The organism is Floridaenema flaviceps BLCC-F50 (genome assembly GCF_041929275.2).
Classification (GTDB): Bacteria; Cyanobacteriota; Cyanobacteriia; order Cyanobacteriales; family Aerosakkonemataceae; genus Floridanema; species Floridanema flaviceps.
Window position 1 is genome coordinate 1,788,148 of sequence record NZ_JBHFNR020000002.1, and the last position, 16,335, is coordinate 1,804,482.

Below are 16,335 nucleotides of genomic sequence, written 5' to 3' on the forward strand. Positions count from 1 at the left end.
TCAGGAGTGCTCTTATCTCAGTTTCTCATCCCCAAAAATAATACTGAATCGGTGTTCTAGTTCCCCCCTTGGCAAGGGGGGTTAGGGGGGATCTTATCTGGTGCAAAAACTTTATTTATCTCAAAACTTCTGTCCTAAAGCCTTTCTTAATCAGATATTTTCCAGCGAACTGAAACACCAGTTTGTTGCTCAATGCGATCGGCAAATGTTTTTAAGTAATCAGCATCAACACACTTGAGGCTATTTACTGGATAAACGCAATCTGCAATTTGATTGTTACCTCTAGCATCTAATTGATGAGTTAAAGGTTTGGGGCGCGAAGGTGTGTTGAGTTGAATTTCATCAGGAATTAATACTTTCATTCGGTTGATATAATCCGATTGAATTTCTTGATTCCAAGCGGACAAAATCATGGTTTGTACTGCTAACTTACCTGGATAATCAGCCCGAAATTGTTGGATTCCCTGCCAAATTTCCGCTAAATTTATTTCAGCTACGGGACGATTAACTCGTCGCAATTGTTCAGCCGAAACAGCATCTAATTTTACTGCTACTCTGTCTGTTAATGCTAGTGCTTCACGGACATCGGGATCTTTTAGTAATGTGCCGTTAGTTAATACTACTAAAGGTTTAGCAGTGATTTCTTTAACTTTGGCGAGAATTTCTCTTAAGTTTAATGCTAATGTTGGCTCTCCGCTACCGCTGAGGGTAATTACATCTACATCCCAAGGCGCAAAGGGTTGTAAATCTTGTAGAATTTGCTCGGTGGGGGTGAAGATTTGCCGATCGCTCTCTAACCGTTCAATTGCTCCTAATTGACAATAAACGCAGTCAAAAGAACAGGTGGAAATAGCACCAATGGGATCGATCCCAAGCGATCGACCAAAACGCCAAGAATTTACCGGGCCATATACTGAACAAAATGACATTTTTTCTTTACCTTCTGCCCTCTGCATAAAAGCCTTCTGCCTTCAGTTTAGAACTTTAACCAGGTACAGATTGATGTTTTTTCAGTAATTTAATAGTATCTTTAGCTGGTAAGGGCGGACTGAAGAAATAACCTTGAATTTCCGCACATCCTAGTTGGCGTAAACATTCTAATTGTGCTTCTGTTTCTACGCCTTCTGCGACTACGTTAATGTTTAGTCCTTTTCCTAAAGCGACTATAGCTGATGCGATCGCTAAATCACAAGGATCGAAAGTGATATCTTTGACAAAGGAGCGATCGATTTTTAAGGAATGCAGCGGAAATTGTTTCAAATAACTCAAGGAAGAATACCCTGTGCCAAAATCATCCATCGAAATATGAATTCCCATTTGAGATAATTGATTGAGTTTTTCCTTAGTAATTTTTACATTTTGCATGGCAATTGTTTCCGTAATTTCTAACTCTAAATTTTGGGGGCTTAATCCGGTTTCTGTTAATATTTGAGTTACCATTGACACTAAATTTGTTTGTTGAAACTGTCGCGCCGAGAGGTTAACTGCTACCCTAATTTCTGGCAAACCTCGATCGATCCAAGCTTTTATTTCTGTGCAAGCAGTATAAAGTATCCATTCTCCTAGCGGTACAATTAATCCGGTTTCTTCTGCGAGCGGAATAAATTCTACCGGAGAAACGAAACCTAATTCAGGAGATTGCCAACGGACTAAAGCTTCCACACCAGTAATTTTTCCGGTGGCAATATTTACTCTTGGTTGATAATAAAGTAAAATTTCTCCTCTCTCCCAAGCATAGTGTAATCGGTTTTCTAAAATTAATAATTCTGAGTTTTGAGCGTTGATACTAGGATTATAGAAACTGTAATTATTTCTCCCATCTCTTTTGACATTGTATAATGCTATATCAGCATTTTTAATCAAGGTGTCGCCATCTTCACCATTTTCGGGATAAATGGCAATACCAATGCTACAAGTGATATGAAGATAATGATTATCAATAATAAAAGGTGGCTTTAAAGTATCGAGAATTTTTTGAGCTAATTTAGCGGCATATTCGATATTGTTAATGTAGGGCAATAGAATCGTAAATTCATCTCCTCCCCACCGAGCAATTATATTATATTCTTGAAAGCAACTAGTTAGCCTTTTTGCTGTTGCTTTTAATAAGCGATCGCCTACATCATGACCTAAAATATCATTAATCTTGTTAAAGCGATCTAAGTCTAAAAACATTACCGCTACCTTTCCTTGACGACGGAAGGCATTTGTTAATGAAGCAGATAACAAATCAGTAAACATTTTGCGGTTGGGTAAACCTGTCAATGGATCGTGGGAAGCTTGATAATCTATCGCTCCTAATTTTTTCGCATTCCACCAAATGATAATTCCCAAAACAAAGATATTTAATACACCCAAAAGTGCTATTGCTACTTCACTGTCGTAAAGCCCTAATCTTTTTCCCTCTAAAATTAGCCAGCCCAAAAAAGGTGGTATCCCAATTACAGCTAATGCCAAACGCCGAGCCATAATTCCGCCTGCAAATTCGTTAGTAATTGCAGACATTAACCCTCGGTTTGGATAAGCAAACAAGTTGCCAATAAATAGTAAAATAAAGGCTACGCTTGTATGCAATGCCATTGCTGTATTAGCCCCAATCCCATAAAATTCGGTGATGCCATAGAGATAACCTAATAATCCTAAAAAGCCTAATAAAAATCCAATGACACTAAGCAGTTGAGCCGCAAAATATCCTCTTTTATTTAGTAAAATTATAGCTAAACCAAACCAAATAAAACATAAAGCTGTATTCGGTGCCATTCTTCCCGGAATACCTGGTATATTTTCGGGTTTTACTTCTTTAAAAATCAATCGGTCGATTCCCAAGTCTATTGAGAATATATCTTGAATTAAAGTTAATGAGCCAATCGAAATAACTATAAAAGCCAAAAAATTAATTACTCTAACCCATATTTTTTTGTTGGCATTGTTCTCTTCTTTTCGATGTAACAAGCGCAGAGAAACAGATCCTATAATCAGAGCGATCGCTGTGTTCCCTTTCATTGTTACTAGGTGAGGCAACAGGCTTTTAAATATGCTAATATCAAATATCCAACCTAAGCTAACTAAGCAGCCTAAAATAAAAACTGCAACACTAAGGATTTGAGAGATGTATTGCAGAGTTTTAATTAAGTTTGGTTTAAGGGTATAGGTGTCCAAGTTCAGGTAATATGGTTTCACTTTAGGAGAAAGTTACTTTTTTACGCGATCGGATCTGTAAAAACAATAGTTCAGTCTTGTTTTGTACAACTTCTTAGTTTTAGTAAAATTTTTAATATTATACACCTATTTGAAAGATCAACCATAGAGATTAATGTTATCTTTTACTCAGATCGGAGGTTAACTGTCACAATTGAATAATAGTAAAAATGTGTTGGAGAATCGGCTATGCCACTAGAAAGAAGAATGTCCAGAGAAATGTTTCTTCCTGGTCAAGAGGTGGTACTAAAGCAGTACTGTTTCACTGCGGGACGGGTGTTTGAGCCAGGAAAATACATAGTAGGAGACTTGCCTGATGTTGCCTTTGAGATGGGCTTAGTGGAACAACTCCCACCAGTTAAAGGCAAGAATGAGCAAATTAAAAATCCACCTGACTCTTCAGAAAACCAATCTTAGTCAATGTTTAGCTACTCAGTAATTTAAGATACCATAAACTCAGTCTAAGCCCCCAGATTTATCTGTGGGGTTTAACCTGCAATCTAAAATCTAAAATCTAAAATCTAAAATCGAATGTCGATCGATCCTTACGCTTGGATAGAACCATCTCTTACCACCATTCATCGAGCCGATTGGTATCGTTTTGAGCAAACTATTTCCGGTGCTCCTGGTGCAGTTGTCCAACTAGAAGGACGAACTGTAATTAATTTCGCTAGTAATGATTATTTGGGTTTAGCAGGCGATCGCCGCTTAATTGCCGCTGCTGTATTTGCTACGGAAAAATTCGGCACGGGAAGCACTGGTTCGCGGTTACTAAGCGGACATCGAAAATTACATCGAGAATTGGAAAATGCGATCGCCTCTTTGAAACAAACAGAAGCCGCCCTTGTATTTAGTTCCGGGTATCTAGCTTCCTTGGGTGCGATCGCCTCTGTAGTCGGAAAAAGAGATTTAATTCTTTGCGATCGATACAATCACTCTAGTCTCAAAAACGGTGCGATTCTCAGTGGTGCCACAATAATTGATTATGACCATTGCAACTTAGCTCAATTACAAAATCACCTCAATCAACATCGAGAAAAATACCGTCGTTGCTTAATTATTACCGATACTGTCTTTAGTATGGATGGGGATTTATGCCCTTTACCAGAATTATTGGACTTAGCCGAAAAATTTCACTGCATGGTATTAGTTGATGAAGCACACGCCACCGGAATTTTAGGCAAAAATGGTGCGGGTTCTGTAGAACATTTTAATTGTAGCGATCGCCCATTAATTCAAATTGGTACATTAAGTAAAGCCTTGGGAAGTTTAGGCGGTTATGTTGCAGGTTCAGCTACTTTAATTGACTTTTTACGTAATCGCGCCCCAACTTGGATTTATACTACTGGATTATCACCTGCTGACACTGCCGCTGCCTTAGAAGCGATTAACATTGTGCAACAAGAACCAGAACGTCGCGCTCAATTATGGCAAAATATAAAAACTCTCAAAGATTTAATTTCCCAACAATTACCTAACTTAAAATTATTACCTTCAGAATCAGCAATTTTGTGCATACAACTAAAGGATGCCGCCACTGCATTAGCAGCAGGAATCAAGTTAAAAGAAGCCGGAATTTTTGCCCCAGCAATTCGTCCGCCCACAGTTCCTACTAGTCGAATTCGCATTTCTATAATGGCAACTCATGAAGCGTATCAACTAGAAAAACTAGTAGCAGCTTTAAAAAGTTTGTGAATTTAGATCCCCGACTTCTTGAAGAAGTCGGGGATCTGGGAGTTGCCGTTATACTAGCGATCGCTATAGTGATATCGAGCTTGTAAAAACTCAATTCTATCTTCACTGACAAGATAAACAATTCGATCGCTTTGAGTTAATCGGCGCGACCATACATTTGCATCCTGATACTTCAATCGTTCTGGTTTTCCCGTTCCTGTAAAAGGATTGCGCCTAATCTCTTCAATTAAAGATAATAAGCGAAGAGCAGTTTTCCTATTTGTCTCTACCCAGAATGTGAGGTCTTCCAGAAATCCAACATCAAAAACTAGATCTCGTTTTGAACTTTCCTCTTGAGGCGATTCTGATTGAGGAATATCTTCTGATTCTGTATTCTCCGACATAAACTTTTTATACTTCCTCAGTCAGTCCAAACCTTTTCCGCAAATCTTCTAGAGTTTGAGGTTTATTCGTCCGTTTTTTAGCACGTTGTAGAGCATCTAAAAGACGCACTGCATTCTCATGAGACTGGAATAAATAGATAGTTTCAATCATTCTATTTAACTCATCTGTAGGAATTACAGATACACTTTCGTAGCCTTCTCGACTAACAACTACAGGTTCACGGGTGGAGATGACTTCATCGTAAATTTGCTCGAAGTTTTTACAGGCTTGATTATAAGTTGTTTGATTTAGCATTTTTGCTTCTCAGGTTATTAGTTTAATTAGATCGCATCTATTAGTATAAACGAACAGAAACCCTTGCCCACGAATTTATATCCCCGACTTCTTGAAGAAGTCGGGGATCTGAGAAATTTGATGTTACTTTTACTGACCTTTCTTGGTGTTAGTTTGGTTGTTAGTGTTTTGGTTATTAGCGTTTGGTTTTACTGGAGCAACTGTTGCCTTAACGGTTACACTTTTAACACCTTTAATTTCTTTGGCTAAAGGTGCAATTTTAGCTAAATCTTTTTGATCGACAACTGTTCCTGCTACAGTTACAGCACCTTCTTTAGCATCAATTGTTAATTCACTTCGGGGAATGTTAGCTTCCAATTTATTGCGAACTTCATTTTCTAGGTCTGATTGAGCCCGATCGGTATCGCCACCAGTGATATTATTGCGTTGTTCGCGGGCACGAATATCAGAGTTTAATTGATCTCTCCGCACTTGACTCTGAGCGTCATCTTGAGCATCTTTGACATTCTGTGCTGTGGGGGTTTGAGTTTGGGCTTGATTGGTGCTATTTGGGGCATTTTGGGTTGTCTTTTCATTATCAGCACAAGCAACTGCACCAAACATTAAAGCACCTGCGAGTAAAAATGGGGTTAATTTTTTCATTTTCTTCCTTCTCCTAAAGAGGATAAATTTTGAAAATCTAGTTGAGTATTTGACAAAACTCCAGGCATTAGTTGTTAACTGAAGTGTGAGGAGTTTTGTCTATTAATCCGAAACTTTTTTCTGTTTGAGTTGTAAATTAAAGTACGGGATCGCGAGGATCGACTACTGGATCGCGACGATCGACAATGACGACATCAGCATCACTGTGAACTACATCAGCATCCCTATGAATTACATCAGCATCACTAGCATTGGTGTAATCACGACGCACTACATCGCGATCGCGATCGCGATCATGGATGTGTTCGTGACGGACATCTCTATCTAAGTCGCGATCGGAATCATAAACTCCCCACTCTTCAATATTGTGACGGCGTAAAATTGCTTCCGCACGAGCAATGTCATCGCTATCGCCATCAACAATTACCAAATATTCACCGCGAGATACACGCTCGTTGTAAACTCTAGCCCGTTCTTCGGGAATTCCCAAACCAATTAATGCACCCAACAAGCCACCAGCCGCAGCACCAATCGCTGTTCCTGAAAGGGTAGTTGCGATCGCCGTAGCAGTTGCACCCGCTAACATTACAGGGCCAATTCCGGGAATAGCCAATGCACCCAAACCTACTAATAAACCAGTTAATCCGCCTAGAGTACCGCCTGCGATCGCGCCTGTAGCTGCACCTTCATCAGCTTTGTTGCCACGCGCATCTTTAACTTCTGCACCTGCAATGTGATCTCTATTTCTATCTGCATCTTTAGCAATTACAGAAACTCTATCCATTGGAAAGCCGGAATTTTTTAAATCTTGAAGTGCAGCTTCTGCTGCCCGATAATTACTAAAAACTCCTACAGCGCGTCTGTGATTACCTAAAGCCATTTCTTCCTCCTTAAGCACAAGCTTTTTCTCAACAACTAATAAGCAGACATTTAGTAAAAATGTTTATTATTAGTTCCATTTCCTATATTGTTATTTTTAGCTAATTTATTGATCAGTCTTTAGGTGTAACTAGCTCTCTATCGAGAGAAAGGTAATAGTGATTTGCTAGTTTAGACAATAATAAATGTTAAGTATTTGTTTTAAAATTGCTCAAAAAAATTTATATCAATCTACAACTTATCAATAACAACGGTAATCCATAACCAAGGGTTCGGTTTTACCCCCCTTGATAGATAACATATACTGATAGGCTCATAACAGAATCCTGTGGGTTATAGTTGCAAGTCTTGGTGGGTGATTATCAGTGCAAAAGTGGTTGCTGCCAACTTTAAGCGAAATTTTAGCCGAAACGACAGAAAAATCGGCGTTAGATGTTGTATTGCCAAATGGTGGGACGAAGACTCAAAGTGAGCAATCCTCTGCCAGTCAAGTAGGGTTGCAACATTTGAAAGCAGAGCGAGAGTGGTTTGGGGCGATCGCCGCCTTAGAAAAATTACTCCGGGCAAATTGGGTATTTGACGAAAGTTCTCTCAATGAAGATGAAGCATCATCCTTAACTCAAGGATTAATTTTAACTGGTCCTTTGCCAATTTTTAGCGATCCGACTCTCTCTCATTATTTTCCCACTTGGGTTTTTTCTACTCAATTAGGGAAACCTTGGGTTTGGATGCCGTTTCAGCTACCTCCGGCGAAAGAAAACCAAACGCCAAATAGCGATCGCAGCAGTTCTTTACCTTTATTACCAAACGATCCTTTAGGTGCGGAAAACTTTTGTCTGGTTTTCACTACCAATTTTAGTTTAGTCATGGTTTTGGGGAACGATCGCCTTGGAAATCCCGCTTTCTCATTTTCCTTCGCTCCAGAGGTGGTACAGCAAGCTTGGGATTCTCTACGGTTGCGAATGTTGCTAACTTGTCCTCATCAAATCGGAGAGTTAGATACTTTAGTGCATCGGTTTGCGCCCATAGCACCAGATTACCGAACTGTGATGCAGTTTAGTCGTCTGTTACTCAAATATTTACCCCAACCAGAAGAACAGGAACATCCTGAAAGTACAAAATCCCCAATTCAAAATGTAAAATCTCCTGATTCTTCGCTAAATTCAAAAGCTAAAATTCAGAACTTAAATTCTAATGAAGTAGAATTGTTGCAAGCATTTGCTCATGAAGTTAAAACACCTTTGGCAACAATTCGCACTTTTACTAGACTGTTGTTAAAACGCAAAGATTTAACTCAAGATATTATTAAAAAATTGGAAGTGATCGATCATGAATGTACTGAACAAATAGAAAGAATGGAATTGCTGTTTCAAGCAGCAGAAATGGAAACCTGCGATGCTGGAGAAGCACCCGTTTATTTAACAACTACGTCATTGTCGCAAGTTTTTCAAGATAGTATTCCTCGTTGGCAAAAACAAGCTTTACGTCGTAGTCAAACATTGGATGTGTTATTACCGCAGCAAATGCCACCAGTAGTTAGCGATCCGACAATGTTGGAGCGAATTCTTACTAGTTTAATCGATAACTTTACTCGTAGTTTACCAGCAGGTAGTCATATCCAAGTACAGGTAATGCCAGCAGGAGATCAGTTAAAGTTACAATTACTAACTCAAACCAAGGATTCAGATGGTAATGGTGACGGTAAATGTTTTGCCAATCATCATTCCAAGCGGAAATTGATTGGTCAGTTGCTCACTTTTCAGCCGGAAACTGGCAGTTTAAGCCTCAGTCATAATGTCACAAAAAGCCTTTTTCAAGCTTTAGGTGGTAAGCTAATTGTGCGGGAACGTCCCGAACAAGGTGAAGTATTTACCATCTTCTTACCAATAGGCGACAGTAAAGTTAAGTAATCAGGTTTGTTGTAACGACTTCAGTCGTAGCCAACGGTTTGTTGTAACGACTTCAGTCGTAGCCAACGGTTTGTTGTAACGACTTGAGTCGTTGCTTTGCTAGATTGAAGGACTAAAGTCCTCACAACGAACCTGGTTACTAGATTAAGCTAAGGTGGGTATTTTTTGAGTGAATAAATCAGCGATCGCCTTTAACATTTCACTTTCTCGATAGGGCTTAGTAAAGTAACCCACTGCACCTAATTCTTTAGCTAATAAGCGATGTTTTTCTCCAGTACGAGAGGTTAACATAATGACAGGTACTTGGGCTAAAGTTGCATCTTGACGATAATTGTTTAAAAATTCAAAACCATTCATTGAGGGCATTTCAATATCACAAATTACTAATTGAATGCCGTTATTTTGTTGGATTTGATGCAGGGCTTCTCGACCGTTTTGGGCTTGCAATACTTGATAGCCTGACCTTTGTAAAGTGAGGGCTAAAGTTTGCCGCACGCTAATAGAATCATCTACGACTAAAATCTTTTTCGGCCCAGTAGAAACCATTGGGAAACTGAAAAGTTCAGGGGTTGATTTGCTGTTGTTAGTTTCCCATTGCCAATCGGAATTTGAGGTTTTCCCTGCTACTTGTTCAAGTAATCGACTAACTAAAATAATTGGGTCAATTACTAATGTTAAACGACCATCTGCCAAAGTGCTGCCACCATAAATGTAGCTAGGAGGTGCGATCGCACCTCCCAAAGCCCTAATTACTAGTTCTTGTTCCCCCATAATTTGATCAATTTCTAACGCTACAATTTCTGTTCCTTGCCATAAATCTACTTGGGAAGTTTGGCGAAGTAATAGTAAGGGAGTTGTCGAGAATTTGTTGGTTTCAACTTGGGGATTGTTCTGCTCAACTATTTCTGGTAATTTGTTTCGATAATTGGCTGAGTTTCCTGTCATTAATTCTGCCATGTTGTAAACAGGGATTACCGCCTTGGCGTTACTATTTAAATGCAGAACTTTTTGCCCATTACTATATTGTATTTGTTCTGATTTGGGTAAGATTATCTGCTCGATCGCATCGGAAAGCAAGGCATATACAACACCCTTAGCTTCGCAAATCATTAATTTTGCCATAGTTAAGCTTAAGGGGAACTGTAACAAAAATGTAGTTCCTTGTCGCGGTTCTGAGTTAACTATTACTGAACCAGATAACATTTCCATTTGGGAACGCACTACGTTTAAACCAATCCCACGTCCCGAAAGGTCGCTAACTTGAGAAGCGGTAGAAAATCCTGGTTCAAATAGTAAGTTTAACAGAATAGTTTCGGAAGCTTTATCTGCTTGTTCCACAGATAAAATTTGCATTTCTACAGCACGTCGCCGGATGCGGTCTAAATCTAAACCTTGACCATCATCTCTAACTTCAATGATGGTTTTATTAGCTCGGTGATAGGCACAAATTTCAATGTTACCTATTTCTGGTTTACCTTGAGTAGCGCGAATTTCAGGTGCTTCAATGCCATGATCGAAAGCATTACGAACTAGATGTAATAAAGGGTCGTAAAGCTTTTCTGCTAAGGCGCGATCGACTAATACTTCATTACCAATTAATGTTAATTTAACTCGTTTATTGTGAACCGAAGATAACTGTTGTAAAAGTCGGGGAAAACGGCTAAAAATTTCGCCTAATGGTAACATTCGCGCCGTCCGCAAGTCTTCTTGAGTATTATTTAATAGACGGCGTTGTTTGGCTAAAATTTGACTGGATTGTTTAGCTAAGTAATCAGTAGATTCGATCGCTTCTTCTAGCTGCACCAAATCTTCTAAAGTCGCCTGCAACAATTCATGTAATTCGCTGTATTGATCTAATTCCAAAGAATCAAAACTAGCAGCCCAATTTTCCATAACTCGCTGACGTTCTTGGGCGATTAATAATTGATCTGACCAATCACGTAATTCGCTAATTGTTTGTTGGTGTTTTCGCAAACGATACCATAATTGCTCGAGCGATTCTTGCAATTGTTCGCTAATATTCGCTTGTCTATTTTGCCCAATTAACATTTCACCTGCTAAGTGACTGAGGCGTTCTAGTAATTCTAAATCTACCCGCACTGATGACTGAGTAGCTTTTGTATTAGCCGCAGTTTTCGGAGTTGCTCCTGAAGTTTGAAATTTCACTTTTGTTGGCGATCGATCGACTAATTGATGGGGCAGAAATTGAGAAATTTCAGCTTTTTCTTCCAGAATAAATTCATGCGTTTCTGTAGTATATTCCGGTGGAGCTTCCTCTATTTCCGCAATAGTTAAACTCTCTTCTGGGGTAACTTCCGCTGCTACTTCGGAAAAGCTGATTTCTGTTTCTGCTATTTCATCTTCAAAAATTGGCTGATCTTCGGTTTCTGTTAAGTTACCAAAAACATCATCTAAACTAGGTTCAGCAAATAATTCTTCAACCTCAATGTCAGATTCTAAAGTTGTTTCTACTTCCGTTTCTGGTAATTCATCAACTGTTAATTCAGTATCAGGTATAATCTCTAAATTATCAGTCGAAATCTCGACAAATTCATCTGTGAGGATCGCTTCTGTTGCTAATGTTTCCAGATTTGTGTAAGCTAATTGTTGTAAAGCAGGGGAAGGTTGTCCGCCAGAAGTGCGATCGCCTTCCATTACCAAAGACCACCCTTCGCTAAAGTTCATTAAAGCTACTTCAGCAATAGTTTTTATTAGTTCTGGATGCAGTTCTAAAGCAGTTAAAACTGTTTGTGCGATCGCGCCAAACCCAGGTAAATTTAAAGATTCCCCTAACCCAATAAAAACTTGTATTTCCTCTCTTAAAACTGCCTCTAACTCTTCAGAATTTTCATAATCTAACGCCGTCGCTAAAGTTTCCAAGCGTTGTTTTACGCCTACCTCAAAAATAGATTTAGTAATATCAAATCCCAACTCTACTGAACTAGGAATCTGTGCTTCTCTACCAAAATAATCGCCTAATTTTTCTTGTAGCTTAGCAAAAACATTTACCGCTCTATCTAAAGCTTCCGATTCATCTACATAACTACCTGTAATTTCTGCCATTAACGGTAGACGCAGACATTCATACCCTTCATAAAGCAGCATTTCCAAGTCAGAATCAATTTCTACTTCCGGGTTATAAAGCGCCTTAAATACATCCTCTAAATGATGAGATATAGTTTTAATTGTATCTAATCCGACATTCGCCGCAGCACCTTTTAAAGTGTGGGTCGATCGCATTAAACTATGCACTTTTACCAAGCTATAATCTTCTCGTAAATTTAAAAGTTCCTGCTCAATATTCTGCAACAACTCTGGCGCTTCAGCGAGAAAATATTGATAGCCTTGTTCGCGAATCTCGTTATCACTGTTCATGACTTTCCGGTGATTTGTCAATTGTCATTTGCATTCGTCATTTCGATCGTACTTTGTAGTAGTAGTAGTAGTAGGGTGCGTATAGCCTGCGGCATTCAAGAAAAGTGAAACGTAACGCACCAAACCCAAGTAACTTTGTAGTAGTAGGGTGCGTATAGCCTGCGGCATTCAAGAAAAGTGAAACGTAACGCACCAAACCCAAGTAACTTTGTAGTAGTAGGGTGCGTATAGCCTGCGGCATTCAAGAAAAGTGAAACGTAACGCACCAAACCCAAGTAACAATCACTAAATACTCACATTAATTGAGCTTGAATTTACCAACATTTGACTGTAAATTTTCAGCCATTGTCAGCAATTCTTGGAAAGAAGAAGAAATGTGTAAGGAATTCTCAGAGGTTTGGTTAGCAATTTTCGCCACACTTGTCATTGCTTCAGTAACTAACTTCGACTGTTGAGTTTCCTGTTGCGTTGCTTGGGTAATTCCTTGCACCAAATCTTGAATTTGTGCGGTAGCACCGACAATTCTATTCAAGCTTTGTCGAGTTTCATTCACTAAATTAGTACCCTCTACTACCTGTTGAATTCCGGTTTCAATTGCTTGCACAACTTCGCCAGTTTCCGATTGAATTTCCTGTACTAATTGCTCAATTTCTGTGGTTGCTGCTGCTGACTGACGCGCCAAACTCCGCACTTCATCCGCTACCACTGCAAAGCCTTTACCGTACTCTCCGGCTCTTGTCGCTTCAATTGCAGCGTTAAGTGCTAATAAGTTAGTTTGAGTTGCCAAATTACCAATTAAATTCACCGCCTTAGAAATCTTTTGCGAAGATTCACTCAAGCGTTTAATTTTCTTGCCTGTTTTTGCCACCGTTTCCCGAATAGCCATAATTTCATCAACGGTGCGGTTCATCGCTGTATCACCCTGTAAAACAGTTTGATTTGCTTCTTGTACCGCCACTTCTACTAAAGCGGCATTTTTCGCTACAGCTTGGGTAGAATTTACCATTGCTTGCACTAATTTTAGTGCTTCTGATAATTTTTGATATTGCTGTTGTGCTTGTTGGGAAAGTTCGGCAATTGATACCCCACTACTGTGGGAAGTTTGCGCTACTTTTTCCGTAGCTGTTTGTACTTGAATCAGAATTTTTCGCAGAGCTTGCAAGGTATTATTGTAAGCATCAGCGAGGGTTCCAACTTCATCAGTTGTTACCGGAAGTCTGACGGTTAAATCACCTTTTAAACTTGGCTGAATTGCACTCAGTAATTGAATTGCTCGTTGTTGTAATAGTTCTTTTGCTTCCTTCTCTCTTCTGGCTGCTTGTGCTAATTGTTCTGATTGTTGTTTTACTTGTTCCAAATATTTAGCTTGTCGCAAAGCTACACCCATTTGGATACCAACTTGCGCCAAGACATTTACTTCTGCGTCATCCCATTGACGAATATTGGAATGTTGATAAGCAGCTAACAAACCCCAAAGATTATCACCAATAAAAATTGGCACAATTATATAAGCTTTGATTTGCATTTGCTCCAACATTTCAACGTGGCATTGAGATAACCCAGCGTTGTTAATGTCATCAGCTTTGGAGTGAACATTTTCGACGGTATTTTTTTGATTTTGCCGATATCTTCCGCCTTGAGTTTCTTGTAAATAAGTATCTTCCCAAACGGTAGTAATATCAGGCCCAACCCATTTTTGTAACCCAGTAGCGACTGATTCAGCAACAAATATACCGCTCCAATCTGAACGGAATTGATAGACTGCAACTCTTTCTGCTTTCAGTAAGCGTCGCACTTCTTGAGTAGCATTTTTGAAGATGTTATTAACATCTAAAGATAGGCGAATTTTGTCAACAACTTTAGTCAGGGTTTTTTCCCGTTCAATTGCTAAAGCTAGTTTTTCGGTTTTCGCTTGCAGTTCTTCGACGTATTGACCTTGGCGTAATGCAACTCCTAATTGGCTACTTATTTGGGTCATTAAATTCAGTTCTGATTCTTCCCAATGACGAGGTGCTGAGTTTTGATAAACTGCTAATAAACCCCAAAGTTTATCGCCGACAAAAATTGGTACTGTCATGTAAGCTTTGGTTTCTAATTGTTCCAAAACTTCCATATAACATTCGGAAAAACCAGCTTTATCAACATCATCAATGATAAAGCCTTGACCTGATTGGTAACGTCCGCCTTCACTTTGCTGTAAATAAGTATCTGCGATTAATGGTTTTGCTGTTTGTAATCGTAGTACTCCGCAGTTAGCTTCTTCTTTTACTAATTGGGAGTCGGTTAACATTTCTTGCATTAAAGGAGTCCAACCGTTAGCTACTGATTCGGCGACAAAAACGCCACTCCAATCAGGGTTAAATTGATAAACAACTACGCGATCGACTTTCAGCAACCGCCGAATTTGTTGGGTAGTGGTGCGGAAAATTGTTTCCATGTCTGACGAGTGTTGAATTTGCTCAGAAATGGATTTACCAATCTTTTTGATAATCTGAGTAAAATTCTTTTCCCGTTCGGCAACAATGGCTAATCTTTCGTTGGTTTCATGCAGCCGTTCTAAATATTCAGTTTGAGCTAATGCAATACCAAATTGTGATGCTACTCGCTTCACAAATTCAATTTCATAGTTTTGCCATTTGTGAGGTTTAGTACATTGGTGAATGCAAAGTAATCCCCAAAGTTCTTCCCCTTTCAATAAGGGCACAATTAAGTTAGCCCGAATTTGGAAATTCAGTAATTGTTCAATGTGACATTCTGATAATCCCGAAGTGTAAACATCAGAAACGGCTTGAATTCTTCCTTGGCGATATAAAGGTGCAAAGTCTTTACCAAAGCGGCTATCAGCAAAGATGTTTCCTAATTCGGAAGAAATGCCTTGGCGTAAATCTTCGGCAATAAACTTTCCTTCGTTAAAGTCTTTTCCGGGGATGAATTGGAATACGGAAACGCGATCGGTATTCAGTAATTGTCGGACTTCTCGACAAGTAGCTTTAAATAAAGCATCTAAGTTTTGCGATTGGCGAATTCGCTGGAGTACATTATTTAAAACTTTTTCTTGTTCTGGTTGAACTGTTAATTGCCAACGATATTCTGATTGTTGTAAGTGAACGAGAATTTCTGCACCAATTTGATAAAGAATTTGGTTATCTGTTTCTTGCCAATGACGAATTTCTTGATGCTGCAATGCTACTATTAAACCCCAGATTTGTTGCCCAACTATTAAGGGTACAGTCAGAAAAGATTTAATTTGCAATTTGTTCCATTGCTGCTTTTGTTGCGGGGTAAATTCGTCGGTTGATGTGTCATCAACTTGCACAATTGGTAAAGTAAAATATTCCGCCGATCTGTCAGCACCAAAGTAGTGACTTTCTATTGCTTGTCCTACCAATGGAGTTAATTCTAATTCCATTGCTTCTGCCATAATTACGCCATAGTTTTCGCTGTCAAAGCGATAGAGAATTAGGCGATCGCATCCTAAATTTTTCTGAAGTTCGGTAACAGCAAGTTTCACTTTACTGTCAAAGTCTACACATTGACGAATCGCAGCAGTAATGGCTAAAACTTTCTCTCTTTCCAGCCGGAATTTCGCTTGCACGCTAGCTTCCCAACTAGCTTTAAATTTCTGATCGACTGTAGAAACTAAACTTTCTAGTTTCTGCATTTTATCGGTAACTTCTGGAGCATCCCAAAGGGAAGTTTTTTCAATATCAGATTTGAGACTGCTTACAGCTGTAGCAATTATTTTTATAGGTGAATTACCATTAACTTTGTTACCGTTGGCAGAACCGTTAGTTTGTTGGCTTGGTTTGAACTGATAATGTGTAGTCATTTTTGCAATTATTGGTGATTGTTACTTGTTAATAAGAAGGCTATATGTTGAATTGGTTAGTTCAACATAGAAGGTTGATATTGCTCCTGTATAAACAGGTGAGGAAACGACCCTGATGATATTAATCCC

At 39.1% G+C, this 16,335-nt stretch carries 11 protein-coding genes; 3 read left to right on the top strand and 8 right to left on the bottom strand.

The features are described from left to right. Positions 1 to 146: 146 nt before the first annotated feature. Together ACE1CI_RS28270 and ACE1CI_RS28275 are read right to left on the bottom strand one after the other, a co-directional pair. On the bottom strand, positions 147 to 929 hold the full coding sequence (locus tag ACE1CI_RS28270; RefSeq protein ID WP_413263582.1) for a radical SAM protein: 783 nt from the start codon (positions 927 to 929) through the stop codon (positions 147 to 149). Between the two features lie 55 nt (positions 930 to 984). Further along, positions 985 to 3,003, bottom strand: coding sequence for a putative bifunctional diguanylate cyclase/phosphodiesterase (locus ACE1CI_RS28275; protein WP_413263583.1), 2,019 nt, complete (start codon positions 3,001 to 3,003; stop codon positions 985 to 987). A gap of 384 nt (positions 3,004 to 3,387) precedes the next feature. On the opposite strand from ACE1CI_RS28275, the gene ACE1CI_RS28280 reads away from it, so the two are divergent. Beyond that, the gene (locus tag ACE1CI_RS28280) at positions 3,388 to 3,615 is read left to right on the top strand and encodes a hypothetical protein (RefSeq protein WP_413263584.1); all 228 of its coding nucleotides are present in this window, start codon (positions 3,388 to 3,390) and stop codon (positions 3,613 to 3,615) included. A 114-nt stretch (positions 3,616 to 3,729) separates the two neighbouring features. Beyond that, positions 3,730 to 4,893 carry an 8-amino-7-oxononanoate synthase gene (gene bioF, locus ACE1CI_RS28285; RefSeq protein WP_413263585.1) on the top strand — a complete coding sequence of 388 codons (1,164 nt, stop codon included), beginning with the start codon at positions 3,730 to 3,732 and terminating at the stop codon, positions 4,891 to 4,893. A 53-nt stretch (positions 4,894 to 4,946) separates the two neighbouring features. Here the strand turns inward: bioF and ACE1CI_RS28290 are convergent, their stop codons facing one another. From ACE1CI_RS28290 to ACE1CI_RS28305, 4 genes are all read right to left on the bottom strand, one after another. Continuing rightward, complete coding sequence (locus ACE1CI_RS28290; protein WP_413263586.1) at positions 4,947 to 5,276, bottom strand: Txe/YoeB family addiction module toxin; 330 nt, start codon at positions 5,274 to 5,276, stop codon at positions 4,947 to 4,949. 7 nt (positions 5,277 to 5,283) lie between these two features. Next, positions 5,284 to 5,571 carry a type II toxin-antitoxin system Phd/YefM family antitoxin gene (locus ACE1CI_RS28295; protein WP_413263587.1) on the bottom strand — a complete coding sequence of 96 codons (288 nt, stop codon included), beginning with the start codon at positions 5,569 to 5,571 and terminating at the stop codon, positions 5,284 to 5,286. A 129-nt stretch (positions 5,572 to 5,700) separates the two neighbouring features. Further along, positions 5,701 to 6,213: a BON domain-containing protein gene (locus ACE1CI_RS28300; protein ID WP_413263588.1), complete on the bottom strand. Its 513-nt coding sequence runs from the start codon at positions 6,211 to 6,213 to the stop codon at positions 5,701 to 5,703. 136 nt (positions 6,214 to 6,349) lie between these two features. Beyond that, positions 6,350 to 7,093 carry a general stress protein gene (locus tag ACE1CI_RS28305; protein WP_496615873.1) on the bottom strand — a complete coding sequence of 248 codons (744 nt, stop codon included), beginning with the start codon at positions 7,091 to 7,093 and terminating at the stop codon, positions 6,350 to 6,352. A gap of 364 nt (positions 7,094 to 7,457) precedes the next feature. On the opposite strand from ACE1CI_RS28305, the gene ACE1CI_RS28310 reads away from it, so the two are divergent. Continuing rightward, positions 7,458 to 9,002, top strand: a complete 1,545-nt coding sequence (locus ACE1CI_RS28310) for a DUF8628 domain-containing protein (RefSeq protein WP_496615874.1) — start codon at positions 7,458 to 7,460, stop codon at positions 9,000 to 9,002. A gap of 144 nt (positions 9,003 to 9,146) precedes the next feature. Here ACE1CI_RS28310 and ACE1CI_RS28315 read toward each other — a convergent pair whose 3' ends face one another. Both ACE1CI_RS28315 and ACE1CI_RS28320 read right to left on the bottom strand, forming a co-directional pair. Then, positions 9,147 to 12,377: a response regulator gene (locus tag ACE1CI_RS28315; protein ID WP_496615875.1), complete on the bottom strand. Its 3,231-nt coding sequence runs from the start codon at positions 12,375 to 12,377 to the stop codon at positions 9,147 to 9,149. A 298-nt stretch (positions 12,378 to 12,675) separates the two neighbouring features. Continuing rightward, positions 12,676 to 16,206, bottom strand: coding sequence for a GAF domain-containing protein (locus ACE1CI_RS28320; protein ID WP_413267658.1), 3,531 nt, complete (start codon positions 16,204 to 16,206; stop codon positions 12,676 to 12,678). Positions 16,207 to 16,335 lie beyond the last annotated feature (129 nt).